At 69.2% G+C, this 23,748-nt stretch carries 16 protein-coding genes; 6 read left to right on the top strand and 10 right to left on the bottom strand.

The genetic code is table 11. The features are described 5' to 3' along the window. Window positions 1-873, top strand: coding sequence for a hypothetical protein (locus tag VD997_03455; GenBank protein HYE61030.1), 873 nt, complete (start codon window positions 1-3; stop codon window positions 871-873). Window positions 874-982: 109 nt separating this feature from the next. On the opposite strand, the gene VD997_03450 is transcribed toward VD997_03455, so the two are convergent. The 4 genes from VD997_03450 to VD997_03435 all read right to left on the bottom strand — a co-directional run bounded on the left by VD997_03450 (window position 983) and on the right by VD997_03435 (window position 8,732). Then, a complete protein-coding gene (locus VD997_03450) occupies window positions 983-4,156 on the bottom strand; it encodes a choice-of-anchor J domain-containing protein (protein HYE61029.1) in 3,174 nt (1,057 codons plus the stop codon). 883 nt (window positions 4,157-5,039) lie between these two features. Next, on the bottom strand, window positions 5,040-6,494 hold the full coding sequence (locus VD997_03445; protein HYE61028.1) for a phosphomannomutase/phosphoglucomutase: 1,455 nt from the start codon (window positions 6,492-6,494) through the stop codon (window positions 5,040-5,042). A gap of 125 nt (window positions 6,495-6,619) precedes the next feature. Further along, window positions 6,620-7,024 carry a hypothetical protein gene (locus VD997_03440; protein HYE61027.1) on the bottom strand — a complete coding sequence of 135 codons (405 nt, stop codon included), beginning with the start codon at window positions 7,022-7,024 and terminating at the stop codon, window positions 6,620-6,622. 55 nt (window positions 7,025-7,079) lie between these two features. Continuing rightward, window positions 7,080-8,732: a PQQ-binding-like beta-propeller repeat protein gene (locus tag VD997_03435; GenBank protein HYE61026.1), complete on the bottom strand. Its 1,653-nt coding sequence runs from the start codon at window positions 8,730-8,732 to the stop codon at window positions 7,080-7,082. Window positions 8,733-9,067: 335 nt separating this feature from the next. Between VD997_03435 and VD997_03430 the strand changes: the two genes are divergently transcribed. The 3 genes from VD997_03430 to VD997_03420 all read left to right on the top strand — a co-directional run bounded on the left by VD997_03430 (window position 9,068) and on the right by VD997_03420 (window position 12,585). Beyond that, entirely contained in the window at window positions 9,068-10,624 is a 1,557-nt protein-coding gene (locus VD997_03430) for a hypothetical protein (protein ID HYE61025.1), read from the top strand. A gap of 195 nt (window positions 10,625-10,819) precedes the next feature. Continuing rightward, window positions 10,820-11,185 carry a VOC family protein gene (locus VD997_03425; protein ID HYE61024.1) on the top strand — a complete coding sequence of 122 codons (366 nt, stop codon included), beginning with the start codon at window positions 10,820-10,822 and terminating at the stop codon, window positions 11,183-11,185. Between the two features lie 233 nt (window positions 11,186-11,418). Continuing rightward, window positions 11,419-12,585: a hypothetical protein gene (locus tag VD997_03420; GenBank protein ID HYE61023.1), complete on the top strand. Its 1,167-nt coding sequence runs from the start codon at window positions 11,419-11,421 to the stop codon at window positions 12,583-12,585. A gap of 160 nt (window positions 12,586-12,745) precedes the next feature. On the opposite strand, the gene VD997_03415 is transcribed toward VD997_03420, so the two are convergent. Continuing rightward, entirely contained in the window at window positions 12,746-14,116 is a 1,371-nt protein-coding gene (locus VD997_03415) for a PQQ-dependent sugar dehydrogenase (GenBank protein ID HYE61022.1), read from the bottom strand. A 98-nt stretch (window positions 14,117-14,214) separates the two neighbouring features. Between VD997_03415 and gpmI the strand changes: the two genes are divergently transcribed. After that, on the top strand, window positions 14,215-15,861 hold the full coding sequence (gpmI, locus tag VD997_03410) for a 2,3-bisphosphoglycerate-independent phosphoglycerate mutase (GenBank protein HYE61021.1): 1,647 nt from the start codon (window positions 14,215-14,217) through the stop codon (window positions 15,859-15,861). 43 nt (window positions 15,862-15,904) lie between these two features. Here gpmI and VD997_03405 read toward each other — a convergent pair whose 3' ends face one another. Continuing rightward, window positions 15,905-16,129, bottom strand: a complete 225-nt coding sequence (locus VD997_03405) for a hypothetical protein (protein HYE61020.1) — start codon at window positions 16,127-16,129, stop codon at window positions 15,905-15,907. Between the two features lie 22 nt (window positions 16,130-16,151). Here VD997_03405 and VD997_03400 point away from each other — a divergent pair, with 22 nt between their 5' ends. Then, window positions 16,152-16,838, top strand: coding sequence for an acyloxyacyl hydrolase (locus VD997_03400; GenBank protein HYE61019.1), 687 nt, complete (start codon window positions 16,152-16,154; stop codon window positions 16,836-16,838). A gap of 189 nt (window positions 16,839-17,027) precedes the next feature. Here the strand turns inward: VD997_03400 and VD997_03395 are convergent, their stop codons facing one another. The 4 genes from VD997_03395 to VD997_03380 form a co-directional block, all read right to left on the bottom strand. Then, entirely contained in the window at window positions 17,028-17,993 is a 966-nt protein-coding gene (locus VD997_03395) for a diguanylate cyclase (protein ID HYE61018.1), read from the bottom strand. Between the two features lie 26 nt (window positions 17,994-18,019). Then, window positions 18,020-18,352 carry an Hpt domain-containing protein gene (locus VD997_03390; protein ID HYE61017.1) on the bottom strand — a complete coding sequence of 111 codons (333 nt, stop codon included), beginning with the start codon at window positions 18,350-18,352 and terminating at the stop codon, window positions 18,020-18,022. Window positions 18,353-18,490: 138 nt separating this feature from the next. Next, window positions 18,491-22,300 carry a hydantoinase B/oxoprolinase family protein gene (locus tag VD997_03385; GenBank protein ID HYE61016.1) on the bottom strand — a complete coding sequence of 1,270 codons (3,810 nt, stop codon included), beginning with the start codon at window positions 22,298-22,300 and terminating at the stop codon, window positions 18,491-18,493. After that, window positions 22,293-23,666 carry an MFS transporter gene (locus tag VD997_03380; GenBank protein HYE61015.1) on the bottom strand — a complete coding sequence of 458 codons (1,374 nt, stop codon included), beginning with the start codon at window positions 23,664-23,666 and terminating at the stop codon, window positions 22,293-22,295. The genes VD997_03385 and VD997_03380 overlap by 8 nt, the downstream gene beginning before the upstream one ends. Window positions 23,667-23,748 lie beyond the last annotated feature (82 nt).

Genomic DNA, 23,748 nt, shown 5'->3' with positions numbered 1-23,748 from the left:
TTGGGCGCGCGGCGCTTCAGCTTGGTCGACAAGGTGATCGGGCGAGCGACGTGGGTCCGTGATGCGCGGGGGCGCGGGCGATGGGTGGAGAATCCGCTGGCGACGCGCCTGCGATTGGTGTTCACGGGCGCGGGTATCAGCGTGCTGCTGGTTGGGATTGTTTTCCTTGTTGCGCGCAGGGCGGATGGAGGCTGGTGGGCTGGCACATCAGGCTTGTTGATTGTGCTCTCGTTCACGGTTGCTGAGAACCTGACCGACGGGGCGAAGCACCGGCGGAAGTCGATGGTGCACGCGGGGCTGTGCCCGTGGTGCGGGCGGCACCTGGGCGAGGCGGACACGGAGTACGTGCGGCGGTGCTCGTGCGGGGGTGAATGGTGGGATGCCCCGGGACTGACGCCGTCAGAGTCTCCGGTGAGGTACCGGCATCATGTGCTGGCGACGAGCCTGGCGCTGGGGCTGTTCGCGGTGTTTCAGGGGACGATGGCCGCGTTCCCGGCGTGGTCAGGTTCCCCGGTGAAGGAGGCGCTGGGGTGCGGCGGGGTGTCCTTCATGTTGTTGCTCATCGCGTCGGCGTGGGGTGTTTCGTCGGGGGCGGTGTGGTGGTGCTCGCTGGCGGGGGCGGCGCCGGCGTTCGTGGGCGCGGCTGCGAGCCTTGTCGTGGGACGCTCCGGGGAGCCGCTGGTTGTGCTGCTGGGACTGAGCGGGCTGATGGCGGTAGGCGGGCTGCTTGGGAGCGCGGTGGGGAGATGGGTGAGGCCGCGGGAGGTGATGGTGGGTGTGGGGCGGGTGTGCGCGGAGTGCGGGTATGACCTGCGGGGAGTGGCGCGGGGGAGGGTGTGCCCGGAGTGCGGGTCGGCGAAGCGGGTGAGGTGAGGGACGAGAGGACCACCGAAGTTCTCGGTGGCTCGATTCGTCGCTGGTTTCACGGCACGGCCGCGAAGCGCGGCCGTAAGCACTCACGGAGTGAGTGCTCCACCCATGATCAGCAGGGGTTGCCTCCGAGGACGCGGAAGAAGGCTTCGATGTCCTGGTCGGTGGCGGTGTCGCCGTCGTTGTTGAAGTCGGCGGAGCCGCAGGTGTCGCAGCAGGTGCCGCCGATGCAGGCGAAGAAGGCCTCGATGTCCTGGTCGGTGCCGGTGTCGCCGTCGCCGTTGAAGTCGGCGGAGCAGGTGTTGATGGTGCGGGTGCCGGGGGTGATCGCGATGGCGGCGACGGCAGCGGTGTCCTGGAAGTTGAGGTCCACGGCGACGATCTTGACGCGGACGTCGGTGTTGCCAGTGGAGTCGGGGAGCTGCCAGTCGTAGGCGGTGGTGTCGGCCGGGAGGTCGCGGGCGATGAAGCTCCAGGTGCGGCCGGCGTCGGTGGAGACCTGCACGTGGAAGGCGCGGAGGCCGATGTCGTCGCTGGCGGTCCAGCGGATGGGGAGCACGCTGCCGCCCTGGACTGACTGGCCTTCGGTCGGCTGGCTCATGGTGATGCTGGGCGCGGCGTCCCCCGCGATGGGGTGAGGGCGGATGGTGAAGGGCTGGCCGAAGTAGTACTCGGGCTGGCTGATGCCGCCGCCGGTGAAAAGCGAGAACACGATGCGGGCGCGGTCGGTGGAGACCCAGGGGGCGATGAGGTCGAGCGGGAGGCAGCCGAGGTTGGTGGTGACGCCGCCGAGGCTGATCCACTGGTCGGTGTTCTCGAGGTGGATGTAGGCGTTGACGCTGCCGCCGCCAGGGTGCGTGCCCTGGCGCTGGTAGCAGACCTGGCCCATGTTCTGGCCCGCGGTGAACTCGCCCCCGGTGGGCGAGGTGATGACGAGCTCGCCGGGCTCCTCGCGCTCGGCGTAGAGGTGCAGGTCGTCCCAGCCGATCTGCCCGGCGTTGTCGATGGACTCGACGCGGATGTTGGAGGCGCCGAAGAAGCGGGTGACAGGGGCGGGGACCTCGAACTCGAAGGAGCGGACGTCGCCGGCAAGGTTGTCGGTGAGGACGATGACGGGCTCGCTGAGGTTGCCCTGCACGATGTCGCCGTCGAGGGACATGAGCACGCGCTGGCGGACGATGGTGCCGTTGTCGCGGGCGGTCCACGTGAGGATCATCTTGTTGCCGGGGCGGGCGATGAAGGAGTGCTTCTGGAGCGTGACAATGGGGGCGTAGTCGGTGTAGTCGGGGCGCTCGGTACGCCACGGCTCGAAGGGGACGCCGGCGGTGACGGTGTCGCCGGCGAAGGGGCCGTCGGGCGAGCCCCACCAGTTGAAGCGGGCGTCGTGGGCGTCGGAGACGCCGTGGCCGTTGCCCTCGAACGCGTTGGGGTTGGTCTCGCCCAGGAGGTCCTGGAGCATGCTGACGTCGGCGCCGAGGCCGTTATTGAGGAACTGGGTCTTGCGGACAATGGCCTGGCCGGTGACGCCGAGATCGTTGTTGCGGACGATGCAGTCATCCATGAAGCCCCAGCCGAGCTGTGATGGCCAGGCCGCGGCGGTGTAGGCGCCCTCGAGGATCGCGTGGCGGAAGCGGTCGAAGTTCTGCAGCGGGTACCACTTGCCCAGCGGGTGGTGGCGGGTGAAGAGCACGGGGTTTTCGGGCTCGCCGAGCACGCGGGTGTCGCCGACCTGGTTGATCATGCCGGCGTCGGAGGCGAGGCGCACCTCGACCCCGGGGAGGATGTAGAGCGAGCCGCCGAACTGGGTGCGGAAGGAGGGGACCATGTAGGGCAGGCCCGCGTCGGACCAGATCGCCTGGCTGCCCTGGTCGCCGCTAGCAACCTGCACGTAGTTGTTGGTGTTGCCGGTGGTGGGCAGGACGCTGCCGGGGAGGATGCCGCCGGCGAGCGTCGCGGGCACGTTGTTGTTGGTGAGGAGGACCGTGGGGTCGATGTCGAAGTTGCTGGTGCCCAGGCCCAGGCCGTAGCCGGCGGTGTTGTTGCGGACGGTGAGGTCGTGCAGCCACGTGCCCTGGAGGTGGCCGTCAACGTCGAGGCTCTTGCCGTCGACAACGACGTTGTCCATGAACGCGTAATCGCGGACGAGGCGGGCGAAGGTGTTGCTGAGGGTGAGGTCCTCCAGCCGCAGCGTGTAGTTGCTGATGGTGAGCTCGGAGTTCGTGAACGTCGTGCGGGCGATGGTGGCGTAGCCGGTGCCCATGTAGAGCGGGGAATAGATCAGCCCCCGCGGCCCCACGAAGCTCGAGTCGGTGATGAGCACCTGACCGCCGCCGCTGGGGCGGAGCTGGCCGGTCCACGTGGTGTGCACGGCGTTGAGGGCGCCGTTGATGACCTCCACCGCGGGCGGGTAGTTGCTGGCGTGGTTGACGGTGATCCGCGCCGCCTGCGTGCCGTTGAGGTTCAGCGTGCCGCTCACGGTCAGCGTGGCGTTGTTCTGCATGTTGATGGTGACGCCGGGCTCGACGTTCACCGTCCCGCCCGCGGGGATGGTGGTGTTGGCGCGGATGGTGATGGGCGACATGGCCGCGGTCCAGGTCACCGTCTCGCCGTTCTGGGGCAGGGGCGGGTCGATGGCGGTGGCGGTGATGCTGAGCGTGTCCACGTACACGCTGGGGGACTGATAGGTGGTGACCTGCGGGTTGACCCAGCGGAGGGCGAGGCGGCCGTTGCCGGGCACGGTCTGCGACACCGCCGTCCAGGTGTTGGGCGTCAGCGGCGTGGAGGTGATCAGGTCGGTGAAGTCGCCCACGTCGCTGTACGTCGTTCCGGTGCTGGTGCCGCCGCTGGGCGAGTAGCGGAGCTCGATCTGGTTGTCGCTGTACGCCCAGCCGTTGATCACGTACTGGATCACGTCGCCGGCCTGCTGCGTGGGCACGGCGGGCAGGATCATCCACGAGCTGATGATGCGGGTGCCGTTGTCCCAGTTGGCATTGGCGGCGAGCATGCGGCCGCCGGAGGTGGGGACGATGCTCTCGGTGACCCAGTCGCTGATGCGCCAGTAGGTGGCCGTGCGGTTGGCGGACTGGTTGCGGAAGATCCAGCCGTTGGCGGTCAGCGAGGGCGGCCCGAAGGGCGACGTCGTGGTCGCGTAGGCGTCGAAGTTCTCCTGGTAGCGGTACACCACGCTCTGCGCCTGCGCCAGCTGCGCAACCCCGGCGAGGGCGAGGAGGGCCAGCGTGGGGGCGGGGGCGCGGTTGTGATTGCGGGCGGGGGTGCTGCGGCGCATGGGGTCCTCTCTGGGAGCGTGAACGCCGGAACGGTGCGTGAGGCCGTGCCGGTGCTCATGTTCATGCGACAAGGGAGGGTTGGGCCGGTCAGGCTTGGGGGGCGGGACGGGGTGTGAGGACGCTTACATGGGGTGTTGGGAAGGTGGTCGTGTGACTGTCACGACCGAATGAGGTCGGCCGCCCCCTGTGCGAGGGTGCGGAGCAGCGTGTATGCCGCGGCGGCGAGCACGCGGTGGTGAAGGCAAAGACCATTTGGGACGCTTCGCGAAGGTGTCGGTAGGGCGTCGCCGTGTGGCTTTGATCACTTGACCGACACCAGTGGGTCGGCCGATTCCGTGCTTCCGGCGGTTGCGCGTGGTCAGGGCGGTTCGGCACCGGTATGGGGACATCTCGGTGGCGCGGATGTGAACTGTTGCGTCGGGTGATCGAAGGCCGTTCGGAACCCGGAACGGTAGTGACGGGTGCTTGGGACCGCGGGTTTGAGGGTGCACTGCGCGACCTCAGTCAGTGAAGACCCCGGCCCGCTCACTTCGTTCGGGGCTCGTTACGAACGTCGCGCGTGGGGCCGGCGCGGTAGGCTGCGTTGCGTGCGGAGAAGTGCGTTGAGAGCGCGGGTGGTGAAGGGCGCACTGTCGCTGGCGGAGGGGGCGGGCGCGGCGGGGGTTGTGCGGGGGGTGCGGGTATGACCGGCGGGGGTTGGCGCGCGGGGTCGCGTGCCCGGAGTGCGGGGGGTCAGGGCCGCAGTAAGCGTTCGGAACGAGCCCGGAACGATAGTGACGGGTCTTCGGACGGCGGGTGTGCGGGTGCGCGGCGCGACCTCAGGCACTGAAGAGCTCGGCCCGCTCACTTCGTTCGGGGCTCGTTACGAACGTCACCGGTTGTTCAGTGGTCCGCGCGCTTGCCGAGCTTGGGGGCGACCATGGCGAAGACCTTGTCGAGGGTGGCCTGGTCCTTGGCCTCGAGGTTCAAACGGAGCAGGGGCTCGGTGTTGCTCTTGCGGACGTTGAGCCACCAGCCGCCGCCGCTAGAGGCGTCGGTCTTCCAGAGGTCGATGGTGACGCCGTCGAGCTCGTCCATCTGGGCGCTGGGGTTGGCGGCGGGGCCGTGGGCTTCCTTCAAGGCCTTAAGGGCGGCGTCCTTGTCCTCGATCTGGAAGTTGATCTCGCCGGACTGGGCGTAGCGGGCGATGGGGGCGATGAGCTGGCTCATGGTCTTCTTGCCCTGGTTCTGGGCGAGGATGGTGAGCACGGTGCACATGGCGATGGCGCCGCTGTCGGCGTTGTAGTTGTCGCGGAAGTAGAAGTGGCCCGAGAGCTCGCCGCCGAAGACGGCGTTCTGCTCGGCCATGGCCTGCTTGAGGAAGACGTGGCCGACGCGGCCGCGGACGGGCTTGCCGCCCGCCTTGAGCACGTCCTCGGCCACGGCCTTGGTGGAGCGGAGGTCGTAGACGATTGGCGAGCCGGGGGCCTTGGCGAGGAAGTGTTTCGCCAGCAGGGCGGTGAGGTGGTCGCAGCCCACGGCCTTGCCCTTCTCGTCGATGACCATGCAACGGTCGGCGTCGCCGTCGTAGCAGAAGCCCACGTCGGCCTTCTCCTTGAGCACGGCCTCCTGGACCTGGCGGAGGTTGGCGGCGACGAGGGGGTTGGGCTCGTGGGCGAAGACGCCCTTGGTGTTGTCGAAGTTGACCTCGATGATCTGGAGGCCGGGGACGGCGCCGAGGGGCGACTGCTTGCCGAAGACCTTGGGGATCATGGTGCCGGCCATGCCGTTGCTGGCGTCGATGACGACCTTGAGCGGCTTGGAGGCGGCGGAGAGGTCAAGGAAGGAGCGGACGTGGCGGGCGTAGGCGGGCCAGAGGTCGCGCTGCTCGAGGCGGCCGTGCTGCTTGACGAGGGTGGCCTTGTCCACCATGGCGGCGTGCTTGCGGACCTCGGCCAGGCCGGAGACTTCGCCCACGGGCTTGGCCTTGCGCTTGGAGATCTTGAAACCGTTGTAGTTGGGCGGGTTGTGGGAGGCGGTCACCATGACGCCGCCCGCGCAGTCGAGGTGGTTGATGGCGAAGTAGATCATCGAGGTGTCGCACAGGCCGATGTCGATGACGTCCCCGCCCTGGTCGTTGATGCCCTGGATGAGCTGCTTGGTGAGGCTGGGGCTGGACTGCCGCATGTCGCGGCCCACGACGATGTTCTTCATCATGGGCGTGGTCTCGCCCGCGGCCGCGGCGTCGGCGAGGAGGAACTTGCTCGCGCCGTAGCCGATCTGCCACGCCATGGTGTCGTTGAGCAGGTCGGGGTAGGTGCCGCGGATGTCGTAAGCCTTGAAGACGCGTCCGAGCATGGGGGTTCCTTGATGGCGGTCCAGCCGGAGGGCTGGTGGCGGCAAGCGTAGTCGGCGGGGGAGGGGTTTTCAGGGGGCGGAGGAAGGGTGCCCCGGGCTATGAAAACGGGCGTGAATGCAAGGGGCTAGCCCGCGAGCAGGGACCGGGCGGCGGCGAGCAGGAGGGCGAGGGCGAAGCCGCCGGGCAGCCAGGGGAAGAGGCCGACGAAGAGGGCGTCGGCGAGCATGGGGGCGCGGCGGAACTGCCGCAGGGTGGTGTACCAGGGGGCGAAGAAGAGGGCCGCGAGGGCGAGGAGCACGCCCGGGCAGAGCAGCCACACCAGAGCGCCTGGCCCCATGAGCGCGACGGGGATCGTGATCAGGAGGATGGGCAGCGCGGTGACGGCCCAGCCCGACCAGCCCGCGATGATGGCGGCGGTGCGCAGGCGCGGCGGGAGGGTGGTGTGGACGCGGGCGAGGGTGTCGCCGCACTCGGGACAGAGCGGGGAGGTGACGCCGGTGGTGTCGTAGCCGCAGTGGTCGCAGCGCACAGGGGAAGTGTACGGGCACGCCGGCGTCATCTCGATCGCTTGCGCGATCGGCTCCTTAGCAGTTGCCGCCGCCCAGGACGCGGAAGAAGGACTCGATGTCCTGGTCGGTGGCGGTGTCGCCGTCGGCGTTGAAGTCGGCGGAGAGGCAGGTGTCGCAGCAGGTGCCGCCGAGGCAGGCGAAGAAGGACTCGATGTCCTGGTCGGTGGCGGTGTCGCCGTCCTGGTTGAAGTCGGCGTCGCAGGAGGTGGGCGCGGGCGGGGCGGTGTCGAGGGCGAGGAGGTAGGCGTACTCCTCACCGGCGACCTCGCGGCCGCTGGTGCCGAGGTAGGCGCGGCGGGAATCGGGGCTGTAGAAGGCGCGGGTGCGGGGGATGATGGGGGTGTTGTTCTCGCGGGGGAGGAAGAGGGACCAGAGGTTTTGGCCCGTGCCCGTGACGGCGCGGATGTGGCCGCTGAAGGTCATGGTGTCGCCGATGCTGCCGGCGGAGATGACCATGCGGCCATCGGGGCTCTCGACGGCGGCCTCGTACAACGAGCCCGTTGGGTCTGTGTAGGTCCACTGCACGGCGCCAGAGCTGTTCACGGCGTGGATGTGGATGGTGTTGCGGACGATGTAGACGGTGCCGTCGTTGGCGACGGTGGGCTCGCTGATGACGTTGCCCGGCGGCAGGTAGAGGTTCCACTTGGTGCTGCCGTTACTGGGATCGTGGGCGTAGAGGGCCCAGGCGTTGGGCGGGAGCAGGCTGCACTCGTAGACGGTGCCGTCGTGGCCGACGGCGGCCTCGCCCTGCTGCTGGCCGCCGGCGATCGACTGGCCGCCCACGGCGACGGACCACTTGTGCGCGCCGTCAGTGCCGAAGGCAAAGAGCGCGGAGTTGGCGCCCTGCGGGATTGGGACCTGCATGGGACGCATGTCGAAGGTGACGTAGATCTGGTTGGGGTGGCCGCCGGGGGTTGTCGGGCCGAAGGTGATGTCGGCGCCCCACTGGCCGCGTTCGTCGAAGCGCTGGCCGGGCGGGAGGGCGGCCCAGAGGCGCTGGCCGGTGGCGGGGTCGAGGCAGGTGAGGCCGGCGCCGGCGGTCTCCATCACGGCGTAGACGTTGCCGTCGGGCCCGACACTGGGGCCGGCGACGCAGTCGGTCCAGATGTCGGTGTAGAGCCACTTGCGGGTGCCGTCGGCATTGACGGCGTGGATGTTGGTCTCGGGGCCGAGGGGGTTGCCCCCAACGTAAATGGTGCCGTCGTGGCCGAGGGCCACGGGGCCCTCGGAGCCGGTGCCGTTGACGCAGTCGGCGCAGTAGACCCAGTTGAGGGCGCCGCTGGGGGCGATGGAGTAGAGGAAGCCGAGGGAGTCGGAGGCGTAGACGGTGCCGTCGGCGGCGACGCGGCCGCGGTGGCGGATGATGGGACCGTCGGTCTTGAACTTCCAGAGGAGCTTGCCGTCGGCGGGCGGGCGCGGGGTGATGGTGATGTTGGCGGCGGCGGTACCGGACTCGGTGGTGAGGCTGATGGTGGCGGGGCCGGGGGTCGCCTGCTCGGGGATGTAGAGGCTGATGTGGGTGTCGGACCAGCGGGCGTAGTGGGCGGGGAGGCCGTTGACGAGCAGCGTGCCCCCCCCACCGGCAGTGGTGCGGTCGCCGAAGCCCTGGCCGCGGAGGATGACGCGGCCGCTGTGGGTCGCGGTTGTCGTGTCGGTGGAGGTGATCACTGGCTGAGCGGAGGCGAGGGCGCCGCAGAGCGTGGTGAGAGCGAGGGCGGTGAGACACTGGGTCTTTGAGGATGAAGGCAGGAAGGCGAAACACGGAGACACGGAGAGAACGGAGGGGTTCACGGGGCGGGGCTCCGGGGGATTGGTGGTGTTGCCAGTGTGGGTGGGCGCGGGTGCGGGGTACGAATGCCGGCGAAGGTCATGCGGGAGAAGGGGGCGGCGTGGTTCACGTTTGTGATGGGTGTGCTGAGAGCATGCGGGTGCGCCGGGTGTTTCCTCGTGGTTTCGGTGGCCTGAGCGGGTGGGCGGGGCGCGGAGTGAGGTACGCTGTTGGCATGAAGATGCGTGTGCTTGCCGGTGTTTTCGTGTGCGTGCTGGGGTTGCCGATGGGGGCGGCGGTGGCGCAGCCGTGCGGGGCGGTGGTGACGTTCGCGGATGCGGTGGCGCCAACGCGCGAGCTGCATGTGGCGGTGAATGGGAGCAATGCAACGGGGGATGGGACGGCGGCGCGGCCGCTGGCGACGATCGTGGCCGCGGCGCAGCGGGCGACGCCGGGGACGGCGATCCGGGTGCACGCGGGGACGTACAGCGGCGGGATGTTCATCGCGAACCTGGCGGGGACGGCGGGGGCTCCGATCTGGATCGGGGGTGTGGCGGGCGAGGCGCGGCCGGTGATCCAGGGTGGTGGGAATGGGATTCAGTTCAGCAGGGCGCGGTACGTGGTGGTGCACGACCTGGAGGTGCGCGGGGCGACGGGGAATGGGCTGAACTGCGATGACGGGGGCGAGTACAGCAACGCGGACGCGTCGGGGTTTCTGGTGTTGCGGAACCTCTTCATCCACGACATTGGGAGCGGGGGGAACAACGACGGTCTGAAACTGTCGGGAATTTATGACTTCTGGGTCGTGGGTTGCGAGGTGGCCCGGTGCGGGGGTGCGGCGAGCGGGTCGCTCGTGGACATGGTGGGGTGCCACCGCGGCGTGATCGCGCGCAACTTCCTCCATGAGGCGTCGGCGAACGCGCTGCAGATCAAGGGGGGGACGTCGCACATCGACGTGCTGTGGAACCGGATGGAGGAGTGCGGGGAGCGGGCGGTGAACATCGGGGGGAGCACCGGGTTGGAGTTCTTCCGCCCGCCGGTGTCGCAGACGGGGGTGAATGCGGAGGCGCGGAATATTCGGGTGGTGGGGAACGTGATCCAGGGCGGGACGTGCGCGGTGGCGTTCGTGGGGGCGGTGGACAGCGTGGTATCGAACAACACGATCGTGACGCCGCACAACTGGATTCTGCGGATCCTGCAGGAGACGGTAACGCAGGGCGGGTACACGTTCGCGGCGTGCGGGAACAGCGTGTTCGAGAACAACCTGGTGTACTTCGAGCGGGCGGACCTGTCGACGTACGTGAACGTGGGGGCGAACACGGCCCCCACGACGTTCATGTTCAGGAACAACCTGTGGTACGCGTACGACAACCCCGCGGCATCGAACCCCAACCTGCCGGTGGCGGAGACGAATGGCGTGCGCGGGGTGAACCCGCTGCTGGAGACGGCGTTGCCGCAGGCGGGGGCGTCGTACAAGCCCGCGGCGAACGGCCCGGCGGTGGGTGCGGGGCGGGGGCCGGCGCTGGTGAGCGGCGACTTCGTTTCGCGGTGTTATGCGGCCGAGCCGTCGATCGGGGCGTACGAGGCGGCGCGCGTGTGCGGGACCAGCGACTTCAACGGCGACGGGGACTCCGGGACGGACCAGGACATCGAAGCGTTTTTCGCGTGCATCGGCGGGAACTGCTGCGCGGCGTGCTGGGGCGGCGGGGCGGACTTCAATGGCGACGGGGACACGGGAACCGACCAGGACATCGAGGCGTTCTTCCGGGTGCTGGGTGGGCTGGCGTGCTGAGAACGCATTTCACCACAGAGCACACAGAGGGCACAGAGGAAGGCAAGGCAGAGCGGATTGGGTTGAAGAAGAAGAAGAAGAAGGAGCACCCAGCTGAATTCTGATACCGCGAATCGGTTTCTTTCCGATCCCTTTTCCCTGTCTTCCTCTGTGCTCTCTGTGTGCTCTGTGGTTCAAACCCGTTAGACTGCGGGCATGCTGAACCGCCCCTGCCACTTTGAGATTCATTCCACCGACCCCGAGAAGTCGCTCGCGTTCTTCAAGGACGTGTTTGGATGGAGCGTGCACAAGTGGGAATCACCGACGCAGGAGTACTGGCTGCTGGGCACGGGCGACTGCTGCGGGCCGGAGGCGGGCAAGCAGCCGGGGATCAACGGCGGGCTGATGCGGTCGCGCGACGGCAAGGACCGCACGGTGAACACGATCCAGGTGGATGATGTGCACCGGGTGCTGAAGGCCGTGGAGGCGGCGGGCGGGAAGGTCGTGGTGCCGACGATGGCGATCCCGGGGGTGGGCTGGCTGGCGTACTGCAAGACCCCGCGGGGCATCTTTTTGGTGTGATGCACGAGGATCGGAACGCGAAGTAGCGGCGCCAGTCAGGGCGGTTGCGTTCGGAACGAGCCCCGAACGCAGTGAGTGGGCGCTTTTGAGGCGCCGTGCGCGGAGGGTGGTCGGAAGAACCCGTCACTGCGTTCCGGGCTCGTTGCGAACGTCTTTTGAGTTCCCCGCCTCGGGCCCGCGAAGGCCGGCCGAATGGGCACCGGTGGGCGGTGTCGTTCTGTAGCATGAGGTGCATGATCCGCAACTGGGTGCTGGGCGTGGTTGTGGCTATGGCGTTGCTCACCGGGCGGGCCGCGGGGCAGACCACGCTGATGGAGACGCTGGCCCCCGCGCTGTCGCGCGATGATTACAAGGTGGTGGTGGCGCGGCTGGAGCTGACAAAGGAACAGCGGGAGGCGGCGGACAGGCTGTACGAGGGGTACCTGGCGGAGCATGCGCGGAGCGTGGCGGCGTTCAAGCAGGGGTGGAAGGAGTGGAACAAGGCCGCGGTGTGGGTGGATGGGCAGCAGCAGGCTTCTCCGGAGGCGGTGAAGGCTCTGGAGGAGACGAACACGCGGTACCACGAGAGGAAGCCGGGGGCGCAGAAGGAGTTCCTCCGAGACCTGAAGTCGATGCTGGAGGAGTCGCAGGCGGGGGACAAGTGGGAGCGGGTGGAGCGGCATGTGCGGCGGCAGTACATGGACTCGCTGCTGTGGCGGTCGCCGGTGGAGTGGCACCGGGTGGACCTGGTGCGCGGGGTGCTGCTGCTGGAGCTGCCGGCGGAGGAGTTTGCGAAGGTGCGGGGGCTGGTCGACGAGTACGAGCTGCTGATCGACAAGCCGCTGCGGCGGATGGAGGCCGTGGCGGGGCAGAAGGGCGAGGACGCGCAGCGGGTGTGGCTGGAGGGGGCGCTGGAGCTGCGGGCAATCAACCGGCGGCACCTGCGGCTGGTGCTGCAGGAGCTGCCGGAGGCGCCGGCGGCGAGGCTGAAGCGGTGGGCGCACGACAGGGCCTACTGGGACTTGTCGTTCTGGGCTGAGACCTCGACGCACATCGGCGCGGCAGATGCGCGAAAGCTGGATTCGCTGACCAAGGAGCAGGAGGCGCAGATCGCGGCGCTGCTGGCCGAAATCGACAAGCGGGTGATGGAGCTGCGAGCTCAAGCGGAGAAGGCGTACGAAGAGGCGGACGAGAAGATGATGCGGATGAGCGAGCGGGAGTACAAGGAGGCGATGGAGCGGCCGGACAATCCTCTCGTCCTCGCGACGGGTGAGTGGGGTCAGAAGCACGACGAGATTTACAGCGGGTCGGAGCCGCGGCTGGAGGCGATCCTGACGATGGAGCAGCGGAAGGAGTTGTGGCCGCCGAACGGGAGCCTGCGCGAGGCGATGATCGCGCGGTCGCGGAAGCGGTGGGAGTAACGGGTGCAGACCGGGAGAAGGCCTTTCTCTCGCGGAGGACGCGGGGGCGCGGAGGGAGGCAGGAAAAAGGAAGGGCGGCCCGCTGGAGGGCCGCCCTCGTCCGTTCATGGTTCAGATCTCGTCTTACTCCGCGCCTCCGCGATCTCCGCGAGAGGCACTCTTATTCGGGGGAGAGCGAGGCGCCCGTGTAGCGCACGCGCCAGATGGTGCCGTTGCCGTCCTCGCTGACGTAGAGGGAGCCGTCGCGGGCCACGGCGAGGCCGACGGGGCGGCCCCAGACTTCCTTGTCGTTGACCACCATGCCGGTCATGAAGTCCTCAACCTCGCCGGTGGGCTTGTTGTCGTTGTCGAAGAGGATGCGGACCACCTTGTAGCCCACGCGGCTACCGCGGGACCAGGAGCCGTGCATGGTGACGAAGGCGGAGTTGCGGTACTCGCGGGGGAACTGCTCGGCGTTGTAGAAGCAGATCTGGAGGGGGGCGGTGTGGGCCTGCATGAGGACGTCGGGCTGGGCGAGCTGGTCCTTGAGATCGGGGCGGGCGCCCTTGTGGCGTGGGTCCTCGTTGCCGCCCATGTAGTACCAGGGCCAGCCGTGGAAGGAGCCTTTTTCCACGCGGGTGGCGAACTCGAAGGGGGTGTCGTCGCCCAGGCCGTCGCGCTCGTTGACCACGGCCCAGATGTCTTTAGTCGCTGGGTTGACGCAGACGCCCGACGGGTTGCGGATGCCGGTGGCGAACGTCTGCTCGTCCTTGCCGTCGGGGGTGAAGGTGAGGATGCAGGCGCGGCGTTCCTCGGTGTCCCAGGCGGCGCCCAGGGGCCGGGTCTTCTTCCAGCCCTCGAGGCCGCCCTCGACGCGGGGTGCGGGGAACATGTCCTGGGCGGCGTTGCTGCCGCTGCCGACCGCGAGCATCAGGCGCTCGCCGTCGGGGGAGGCGATGAGGTCGCGCGTCCAGTGGTGGGGCCAGAGGATGCGTGAGACGATGCGCTCGGGGCTCCCGCTGGCGGTGGTGTCGCCCTCCTTGTAGGGGACGCGGACGATGCCGTCGTCGACGGCGATATAGAGCCACTGCGGGTTTTCGGCGGGGTAGAAGAGCAGGCCGTAGGGCTTGCTGAGGTTGCTGGCGAAGACGTCGCTCTGGATAGGCTCGCCCTTGTCGCCCTGGAAGCGCAGGACGCGGACCTCGCCCTCCTGCCCGCAGGAGACGAAGAGGTCGCCGTTGAGGGCAAAGCGCAGCACGCGGGCGCCCTTGAGGCCGGAGGCGACGAGCTCGGCGGTGAAGCCGGCGGGGACCTTGGGAGTTGCGCCATCGGGGCGGGGGACGACCTTGGACTCGTTGGGCTTGTCGGCGCTGGGAGCGGGCAGGTCGTCGATGGTGAGGCGGCGGCGGAGGCCGGGCTGGTCGGTCCGCCAGTCGGTGAGCGCGGCCTTGCCCTCGAGGGTTTGCGTGGTGGTGGTCTGGGCCCCAAGGTTGGCGGTGAGGCAGGCGAGGGTGAGGAGGGCGGCGGCGGGGCGGAGCGAGGCAATGGGCATGAGCGGTCTCCTGAGGGTTCGGATTGGCAGCGTGCGGCGCGGGGATGACAAGCGGATGAGGGCGCACCAATCAGCCGGGCGGCGACGTACCCTGCGGCATGCCCAAGAACACGCCCTTTGTGCTGGTGATCCGCGACGGCTGGGGGGAGAACCCGAACGCCGAGCACGACCGCTACAACGCGGTGAAGCTCGCGAAGACGCCGGTGGACGCTGCCCTGCGACGCGACTGGCCGATGGTGCTGATCAGGACCAGCGGCGAGGACGTAGGGCTGGAGGCGGGGCAGATGGGCAACTCCGAGGTGGGGCACCAGAACATCGGGGCGGGTCGGATCGTGGACCAGGAGTCGCTGGTGATCACGAAAGCGGCGCGGGCGGGGCTGGGAAACAACAAGGTGCTGGTGGAGGGGATGGAGGCGGCTACGCGCAAGGGCACGGCGGTGCACCTCATGGGCATCTGCTCGGACGCCGGGGTGCACGGGCTGCTGCGGCACCTGTTCGCGCTGATCGACCTGGCGAGGGACCTGGGCGTGCCTCGGCTATACCTGCACCTGTTCACGGATGGGCGGGACACAGGGCCGTTCCTGGGGGCGGGGTTCATCGGGCAGGTGCAGGCGAAGCTGCGCGAGGCGGGGGCGGGCAGGGAGTGGGCGGTGGCGTCGGTGATCGGTCGGTACTACGCGATGGACCGAGACAACCGCTGGGAGCGGGTGCAGAAGGCGTACGCGGCGCTGACGGGGTACCGGTGGATGGAGACGGGTGTGGCGCTGGGGGCGGACGCGGGGGCGGCGGCGCAGGCGTACTACGAGAGCCCGCGGTCGGAGACGCAGAAGGGGGATGAGTTCGTCCCCCCCACCATGATCGGCGCGAGCGAGGATGGGGGGGCGGGGGCGCTGTCGCGGCGGATCAGGGACGGGGACACGGTGATTTACTACAACTACCGCGGGGACCGGCCGCGGGAGCTGGTAAGGGCGTTCGTGCTGCCGGAGTTCGAGGGGCACGTGGCGCCCTCGCCGGACACCAAGCACCGCGGGTTTGACCGCGGGCCCAAGCTGGACCTGCACTTCGTGACCATGGCGGCCTACGAGGAGGCGCTGAACCCGTACGTGAAGGTGGCGTTCCCCAAGCCGCCCAAGCTGCCGAACATCGGGGGGCAGTACTGGTCGAGTCTGGGGCTGCGGCAGTTCCGGTGCGCGGAGACGGAGAAGTACCCGCACGTGACGTTCTTCTTCAACGACTACCGCGACGAGCCCTTCCCGGGCGAGAGCCGCTGCATCAAGCAGAGCCCCAAGGTGGCGACGTACGACCTGCAGCCGGAGATGTCGGCGGGGGCGGTGTGCGAGGTGGTGCTGGAGCGGCTGGCGGCGCACGACTGCGAGGACGTGATCGTCGTCAACTTCGCGAATGCGGACATGGTTGGGCACACGGGGTCGCTGCCCGCGGCCATCGCGGCGTGCGAGGCGGTGGATGCGTGCGTGGGGAAGATCGTGGATGCGACCCTGGCGCGGGGCGGCTCGCTGATCGTGACAGCGGACCACGGGAACGCGGAGCAGATGTGGGACCCGGTGAACGAGTGCCCGCACACCTCACACACGACCTACGACGTGCCGCTGTTCGTGATCGGGCGGGAGTTCAGGGGGCGGCGGCTGCGCATGGGCGGGCGGCTGGGGGACATCGTGCCGACGGCGCTGGCGATGATGGGGCTCAGCAGGCCGGAGGGGATGACGGGGGAGTCGCTGCTCGCGTGAGGGGGGACACGATCATGAGGACATGATCGTGGCACAGGTCGGGTCAGGGAAGGTCGCCGCTGTCGGGCTGTTCGCGCTCTTCCATGACCTGCCCGAGGCGGGCGAGGTTGTCCTCGAGGCGGCGGAGGCGGTCGTTGAACTCGCGCAGTTTCTGCTCGAGGGCGGCCATCTGCTCGCTGAGGAGGTCGGCGCGGCGATCGGCGAACATCTGCGCCTCTTCGAGGCGTTCTACACGTCCGTTGGCGGCTGGATCGGCGTCGGGGAGCATACGCGGTTATAGTCTACCCCTCATGTTTCAACGCTCGACGAATGCTGTGTGTGTGGCCGCGGTGGTGGCGGGTGTGGCGCTGCCGGCGCTGGCCGGTGACGGGCGGGAGCTCACGTTGACGCCCGTCGTGGTGTCGCTGCAGCCCGAGGCCACCGAAGCGCCGGTTACGACCACCACCACGACCGTCACCGAGGCGAAGCTGGACGCGAGCGCGCCGGCGGTGGAGTTCGGCAAGACGGGGTCGAGGTGGATTGGCATCGGCGCGGGCGCGGCGAGCAACGGGGACTTCACCGATGTGAACCTGTACGGGCGCTACGAGTACTTCATCGCCAAGGACATCGAGCTGATCGGCGAGCTGGGGATCTGGAACTACCAGCAGGAGGGGAAGGACGCCACGGGGTTCAACCCGGCGCTGGTGCTGCGGTACCACTTCTACAACGGCGAGAAGTGGACGTGGTTTGTTGATGGCGGGATCGGGTTCCTGTTCAGCACCGACCCCGTGAACCGGACCGACGGGGACGAGGGGTCGAGTTTCAACTTCACGCCACGAGCGGGCGGTGGGTTCACGCGGGCGATCGGCGAGGAGGGTGCGCGGCTGGAGGTGGGGATGCGGTGGGCGCACGTGAGCAACGCGCGGATCAGCGGGAACAACGACAACCCGGGACGCGACAGCCTGATGCTGTACGCGGGGTTGATTTTTCCGTTCTGAGTGCGGGTGCTGGATGCGCGAAGAGAGGACAGCCGCGAGGCGCGGCTGTATCGCTCCCTGACGGTCGCGGTTCCTAGTGAGACAGGACAGCCGCGGGGCGCGGCTGTGTCGCTCCCTTACGGTCGCGGTTCCTAGTGAGACAGGACAGCCGCGGGGCGCGGCTGTATCGCTCCCTTACGGTCGCGGTTCTTATCCAGAGGTGGTGCGCGAGGCCCAGGTGGGGGCGACGGAGAGGTCGGCGCTGACGGTCATGTTGCGGCCGTTGCGCTTGGCGGAGTAAAGATTGCGGTCGGCTTCCTCGACCCACTGGTCTGGCGAGACAGGGCAGACGCCCGAGCACCCGGCGATGCCGATGGAGACCGTGACCTTGAGGTTGGGCAGGCGGGCCCAGCGGGCGGCCTCGACGGCGGCGCGGATGCGCTCGCACACGGCCGCGGCCTCGTGGGTGGCGGTGTCGGGCATGAGCAGGACGAACTCCTCGCCGCCGTAGCGGCAGGCGAGGTCGCTGTGGCGGCACTCACGCTGGAGGATGCGGGCGACGGTCTGCAGGACCATGTCGCCGGCGGGGTGGCCGTAGGTGTCGTTGACGTCCTTGAAGTGGTCGAGGTCGAGGAGGGCGATGGCGACCGGGTGGGCGTGGCGGGTGCAGCGGGCGTGCTCTTCGGACCAGCGGCGGTCGAAGAAGGTGCGGTTCCAGAGGCCGGTGAGGCCGTCGATCTGGGCGCGCTGGGCGAGCATCTGCACGAGCTGCTGCATGCGGAGGGCCGAGCGCACGCGGACGCGGAGCTCGGTCATCTCGAAGGGCTTGGTGATGTAGTCGATCGCGCCCATGTCGAAGGTGGCGACCTTGTCGGAAGGGTTCTGCTGGCCGGAGAGGACGATGACGGGGATCTGCTGCGTTTTGCTCAGCTCCTTGAGGCGCTTGAGCACGGAGAGGCCGTCCATCGACGGCAGGTCGAGGTCGAGGATGATGAGGGAGGGCGTGTACTGCTGCGCGGCCATGAGGCCCTCGAGGCCGTCGCTGGCGCTGATGAACTCCAGCTCCTCGCTCTTGAGGTTGGCTTTGAGCAGCCGGTGCACGTCGGCGCTGTCGTCGATGATGAGCACCGTCGGGCGGGGCTCGTCCTGAGGGCGGGTTGGGTTGAGGCTGGGCAACGAAGGTCCTCGGGCGGGCGGGAGCGTCAGGCGGCGGCGCGGCCGCGGCCCTGGAGGGCGCGCTGGCAGAGCTCGACGAGCTCGTTGACCTCTGTAGCGATGGTCTCGAGCGGGGCGTTCTGGTCGACGGTGCGCTCGACGTCGGCCGCGGCCTGGCCGAGGGTGGGGAAGCCGTAGCCGGCGCAGGAGCCCTTCATCTGGTGGGCGATGCGGCGGAGGGTGTTGAGCTCGCGCTGACGCCACGCGCTGGTGACCGAATCGACGCGCTTGGGAAGCTCGGAGAGGAAGAGGTCGAGCAGCTCGGACATCTCGGGATCGTGGGCGAGCTGGCTCTGGATGGGCTTGGTGTGTGTGCTCATGTGGGTTCTCCCGCTCTGACATCGGCCGATGCGGGGCCTGAGGTGAGCGGGTGAGCGTTTTTCTCGGAATGTGGGGGCGGCGGGGGCGGTTGGGGCTGCCCAGAATGGCGCGGTTATCGGGCCGGCCTTCGGCTGCGATCAGGCGGGGGTGCCCCAGCCGCCGCCGCCGGGGGTTTCGAGGAACAGGCGGGATCCGGCGGGGAGGTCGTAGGAGCAGAAGTGCGGGACCTGGTGCGATTGGCCGTCGGGCCAGAAGATGACCTGGTGGCCGCGGCGGCCGCCGGTGCCGCCCTCGAGGCCGTAGGGACGCTCGTTGCGGTGCTGGGTGAGGAGCGAGAGTGAGACGGGCTCGAGGAAGGTGTACTCGCGGTTGACGCCGTCGCCGCCGTGGAACAGGCCGGCGCCGCCGGAGCCGCGTCGGATCTCGAAGCGTTCGAGGCGGACCGGGTAGCGGTGCTCGAGGAACTCTGGGTCGGTGATGCGGGTGTTGGTCATGTGGGTGTGCACGGCCGACTCGCCGTGCGTCGTGGCGGTGGCTCCCGCGCCGCCGCAGACCGTCTCGTAGTAGCCGAAGCGGTCGTTGCCGAAGACGACGTTGTTCATGGTCCCCTGGCTGCACGCGGCGAGGTTGAGGGCTTTGAGCAGTGTGTCGACGACGCGCTGGCTCGTTTCGACGTTGCCGGCGGAGACGGCGGGGCACCGCGCGGGGTCCTTGTCGAAGAGCGGGTTGAGCATCCCTTCGGGCACGCGGAGGTCGACGGCGCGGAGGAGGCCCTCGTTGAGGGGCAGCGGCTCGTCGACGAGGAGGCGGAGGACGTACATCACGGCGCTGCGGATGACGCCGAGGGGGGCGTTGAGGTTGAGCGCGTGGGTGGGGCTGGACCCGGTGAAGTCGATGATCGTCTTGTCTGCGTCGCGTCGGATGGTGACGTTGATGACGGAGCCATCGTCGAGGTACTCGGTCGCGGCGAGCTCACGCGTGACGACGCGCTCGAGTGCGGCGCGAACGATGGACTCGCTTCGGGAGCGGAGGGTGTGCATCACGCGCGGGAGGGCAGGGCCGAACTCGGCGGCGAGGGCGAGGAGGCAGTGCTGGCCGCGGGTGCAGGCGGCGAGCTGGGCGCGGACGTCGGCGAGGTTCTCTTCGACGGCGCGGGTCGGGTGCGGGGCTTCGAGCAGGACGCGGCGGAACTCGTCGAGGCGGGGCTCGCCGTGGTGAATGAGGTGCATGGGGGGGATGACGACGCCCTCCTCGGCGAGGGTGCGGGCGCCCGGGGGCATGGAACCGGGGCGGATGCCGCCGATCTCGGCGTGGTGGGCGCGGGTGGCGACGAATGCGATGAGCGTCCCGTCGTGGTAGACGGGGGCGATGACGGTGACGTCGGGCAGGTGTGAGCCGCCGAAGGCGGGGTGGTTGGTGACGACGACGTCGCCAGGGTGCATCGGCAGTGTGTGCTTCACAAGGCGAACGCAGAGGCCGAGAGCGCCGAGGTGGACGGGGATGTGCGGGGCGTTGACGACGAGCTCGCCGTCGGGGTCGAGCACGGCGCAGGAGAAGTCGAGGCGGTCCTTGACGTTGGTGGAGAGGGCGGTGCGGCGGAGCATCTCGCCCATGTCGGTGGCGATGGCGGTGAGGCGGGCGGCGAGGATGTCGTGCTCGGCGGCGTGGGCGGGGGCGTGAGCTGAGGGCGCGGGGTCATCGCGGCGGAGGATCAGGGCGTGCGCGGCATCGACGGTCGCGGTCCAACCGTGCTCGACGATGGTGGTGGCGTGGGCTTCGCTGATGATGGCGGGGCCGTGGATGCTGTCGCCGGGGCGGAGGGACTCGCGCGGGTGGGAGGGCCAGGTGCTGGGGGTGGTGCTCGTTGAGTGTGGGGCGTAGATCGGCGCGGTAGGGATGTCGAAGGGCTCTTCCATAGCGCGGGCGACGACGCGGATGGATTCGACCTCGAGGACGCGGGCGACGGGGGCGTAGCCGTAGGTCTGGCGGAAGAGGCGGGCGAAGCCGGTGCGGACCTGGTGCTCCAGGTCGGTGGTGTCATCGACCTCGACGGCGATCGTGTTCTCCTGGCCGGCGAGACGGGCGGCGATGATGCGGCGGGTGATGGTTGCTTTTGAGTAGCCGTCGTTCTCGAGCTGTGCCGCTGCGTGCGCGGAGAGTTCGGCGAGGATGTCCGCGAGCGGAGCGGTGGTGAGGCTGGCGAGCACCTGGCGGGTGGCGAAGCGTTCGATTCCCGCCGCGGCGAGGCCGCGGGCGGAGAGGAGGCCGACATCCTGTGAAACGATGACGGTGTCGACGCCCAGGAGCGCGGCGACGCCGCAGGCGTGCTGGCCGCCCGCGCCGCCGAAGGCGAGGATGGCGTAGTCGCGCGGGTCGTAGCCCTGGCGGACGGAGACGGTGCGCATGGCGGCGGCCATCTGTTCGTTGGCGACGGCGAGCAGGGCGTCAAGCATCTGCTGTTCTGACAAGTCGCGGCCCGCGGCGGTGACCTGCGCGAGGAGCGCGGCCGCGGCGCGTTGAGATGCGGCGCAGTCGAGGGGCAGCGGCACGCGGGAGGGGTCGAGGCGGCCGAGGAGCAGGTTGACGTCGGTCATCGTGAGCGGGCCGCCGGCGCCGTAGCAGGCGGGGCCGGGGCTCGCGCCCGCGCTCTGCGGGCCGACGCGGAAGAGGGTGGATGCGGCGTCGAACCAGCAGACCGAGCCACCACCCGCGGCGACGCTCTCGACGGCGACGGCAGGGGCCATGACGGTGCCGGGGCCGACGCGGTGCTCGAAGACGTAATCGAGTTCGTTGTCGATGCGGGCGACGTCGGTGCTGGTGCCGCCCATGTCGAAGGCGAGCACGCGGGTGAAGCCGGAGCGCCTGGCGGCGTCGAGGGCCCCCACTACTCCGCCGGCGGGGCCGCTGAGGAGGCTGTCCTTGGGATGGAAGGCATCGGGCGTGACGAGGCCACCGGCGCTGGTCATGAGGAGGAGGCGGGGAGTGTTCGGCGCGGGCGAGGTGGTTGTGGCGGTGGGGTTGGAGTTCGGTGCGCCCAGGCCGTGGGCGACCTCGGCGACGAAGGAGTCGACGACGGGCGCGAGGTAGGCGTTGACGAGCGTGGTGCGGGCGCGGTCGAGGTAGCCGATGCGGCCGGCTATCTCGGAGGAGAGCGAGATGTGGCGGAAGCCGGCGTCCCGGAGGACCTGCGCGGCCAACTGCTCGTGGGCGGGGTTGCGCCAGGCGTGCATGAGGGCGACGGCGGCGCAGGTAATGCCCCGGGACACAAGGGCGTGGGCGTGCACGCGGAGGGACTCGATGTCGAGGGGTTGAAGCTCGCGGCCGTGGGCGTCGAGTCGGCCGCTGACCTCGATGGTGTCGCAGTCGATGCCGCGGGGCTTGCGCGGGGCGAGCGCGAAGAGGTCGGGACGCTGCTGGGTGCCGATGGTGAGCAGGTCGGCGAAGCCGGCGGTGAGGAAGAGGGCGGCGGGGCCGGCGCGGCGTTCAAGGAGGGCGTTGGTGCCGCGGGTGGTCGCAAGGCGGAGTTCGAGGGGCGGGAAGGGGTGGTTGAGGGGGGTGGAGGTGGCGAGACGTGCGGCGAGTAGTGGCGCGGGCTCGCCGCTGGAGAGCTCGCAGAGGGAGCCGGGGTTGACGATCACTTCGAGGCCGAGGGTGAGTTCGAGCGTCGAATCGTCAAGTAGGTGCGACTTGGTGATGAGGGCCTCGCCCTGATCGTGCACGCGGAGCGTGAAGCCGGCGAAGGACGGGAGTGCGGCCAGCCCGCGGCCTGTGATGCGCATGAGCGGCCCGCGGGATTCGAGCACGGCGGCGCGCAGGCAGCTGCTGCTGAGCACCTTGGCGCGGCGGACCTCGCCGGTGGGCGAGAGTGCGATGCAGTCGGTGAAGGTGCCGCCGGTGTCGACGCAGACGCGCCAGGGGCGGGGCATCGTGGGCGAGGGGTCAGCCATGGTCGGTCAGGGCCTGGCCCTTGGTCTCGTGGCAGACGCGGCAGAGGACGAGCACGACGCCCAGGGCGGGAAAGACCGCCACCCAGCTGACGCAGGTGAGCAGGAACTCGAGCTGCTCGCCGGGCGTGTCGAACTTGCGGGTGGTGAGAGCACCGATGAGGAACGGCCCGCCCGCGGCGATGAAGCGGCCGGTGTTGTAGCAGAAGCCTGCGCCGGTGCCGCGGAGGCGGGTGGGGAAGAGCTCGGGGAGGTAGAAGGTGAAGGCGCCGAAGACACCGAACACGCCGATGCCCACGGGCAGCATCATCCACATGCGGGTCTTGGCCTCCCAGTCGCCGCCGAAGCCGAGCCAGATGGCGGCGGCGGAGAAGGCGAAGTAGAGCGCAAACATCCAGCGGCGGCCCAGCGTGAGGGCGATGGGCATGGTGAGGATAGTGCCGATGAGGCCGCCCAGGCTGTATGCGGCGGTGCCGATGAAGACGAGCTGCGACTTGTCCGCGGGCGCGGTCCCCAGGCGGTTGCCGATGAGGGGGATGAAGGCAAAGCAGGACCACCAGCCCAGCAGGGCGATGATGGTCATGGCGAGCCCGCCGATGGTGCGCGACCGCATCGCGGGGCTGAAGAGCTCGCTCACCCGCCCGGCGGATTCGTCGGGCTTCCACATCTCGGGCTCCTTGACCTTGATGCGGATGACGAGGGCGACGAGGGCGGGGACGAGGCCGGTGAGGAACACCGCGCGCCAGCCCCAGCTGGCGTCGCCGAAGCCGAGGGACTCGGACACGGCGGCGAAGTCGATCTGGTGGAGGAAGACGTCGGACACCAGCGTGGCCAGCAGGATGCCAAAGGGTGACGCGGTGTAGAGGAGCATGCCCGCCCACACGCGCTTGTTCTCGGGGACCGTCTCGGCGACGAGCGAGGCTCCCGCGGCCCACTCGCCGCCGATGCCCAGGCTGGCGATGACGCGGAAGAACATCAGCATCCAGATGTTGTTGGCGAAGGCGCAGCCGGCGGTGGCAAGGGAGTAGAGCAGCATCGTGACCAGAAGGGCGCGGGTGCGGCCGATCCGGTCGGCGATCTTGCCGAAGAGGATGCCGCCCACGCCCCAGCCGATCAGCAGCACGCTGGTGAGCGTGCCGGTCCAGAAGCTGATCTGGCCCTGGTAGCCGGGTGTGTCCTTGGTGATCCCCAGGAGGTCGGGGACGCAGGCGGGGGCGACGTAGTTGAAGAGCAGCCCGTCGAAGACGTCGAAGCCCCAGCCCAGCCACGCGGCGGCGACGACGAGCCACTGGTAGCCGGTGAGGCCCCAGTACGTGGGTGCGGCGGCGCGCGGCCCGGGAGGGGCGGGCATCGTGGCGGTCTGTCCCATGCGCGGCATGCTAACCGATCTGCGTGTATTTGCGGGCGCTTGAAGGCATAGAACGCGAAGGTCGCGAAGGGGAGGGAGCGGG

This window comes from Phycisphaerales bacterium (assembly GCA_035627955.1).
In the GTDB taxonomy this organism is placed as follows: Bacteria; Planctomycetota; Phycisphaerae; order Phycisphaerales; family UBA1924; genus JAEYTB01.
This window is presented reverse-complemented; position numbering and strand designations above follow the sequence as displayed.

What these genes read in the sequence shown, in the direction of transcription:
- VD997_03450 (HYE61029.1), bottom strand. Translation starts at nt 4,156, where the DNA reads ATGCGCCGCAGCACCCCCGCCCGCAATCACAACCGCGCCCCCGCCCCC.
- VD997_03445 (HYE61028.1), bottom strand. Translation starts at nt 6,494, where the DNA reads ATGCTCGGACGCGTCTTCAAGGCTTACGACATCCGCGGCACCTACCCC.
- VD997_03430 (HYE61025.1), top strand. Translation starts at nt 9,068, where the DNA reads ATGAAGATGCGTGTGCTTGCCGGTGTTTTCGTGTGCGTGCTGGGGTTG.
- VD997_03425 (HYE61024.1), top strand. Translation starts at nt 10,820, where the DNA reads ATGCTGAACCGCCCCTGCCACTTTGAGATTCATTCCACCGACCCCGAG.
- VD997_03420 (HYE61023.1), top strand. Translation starts at nt 11,419, where the DNA reads ATGATCCGCAACTGGGTGCTGGGCGTGGTTGTGGCTATGGCGTTGCTC.
- VD997_03415 (HYE61022.1), bottom strand. Translation starts at nt 14,116, where the DNA reads ATGCCCATTGCCTCGCTCCGCCCCGCCGCCGCCCTCCTCACCCTCGCC.
- gpmI (HYE61021.1), top strand. Translation starts at nt 14,215, where the DNA reads ATGCCCAAGAACACGCCCTTTGTGCTGGTGATCCGCGACGGCTGGGGG.
- VD997_03405 (HYE61020.1), bottom strand. Translation starts at nt 16,129, where the DNA reads ATGCTCCCCGACGCCGATCCAGCCGCCAACGGACGTGTAGAACGCCTC.
- VD997_03400 (HYE61019.1), top strand. Translation starts at nt 16,152, where the DNA reads ATGTTTCAACGCTCGACGAATGCTGTGTGTGTGGCCGCGGTGGTGGCG.
- VD997_03390 (HYE61017.1), bottom strand. Translation starts at nt 18,352, where the DNA reads ATGAGCACACACACCAAGCCCATCCAGAGCCAGCTCGCCCACGATCCC.
- VD997_03385 (HYE61016.1), bottom strand. Translation starts at nt 22,300, where the DNA reads ATGGCTGACCCCTCGCCCACGATGCCCCGCCCCTGGCGCGTCTGCGTC.
- VD997_03380 (HYE61015.1), bottom strand. Translation starts at nt 23,666, where the DNA reads ATGGGACAGACCGCCACGATGCCCGCCCCTCCCGGGCCGCGCGCCGCC.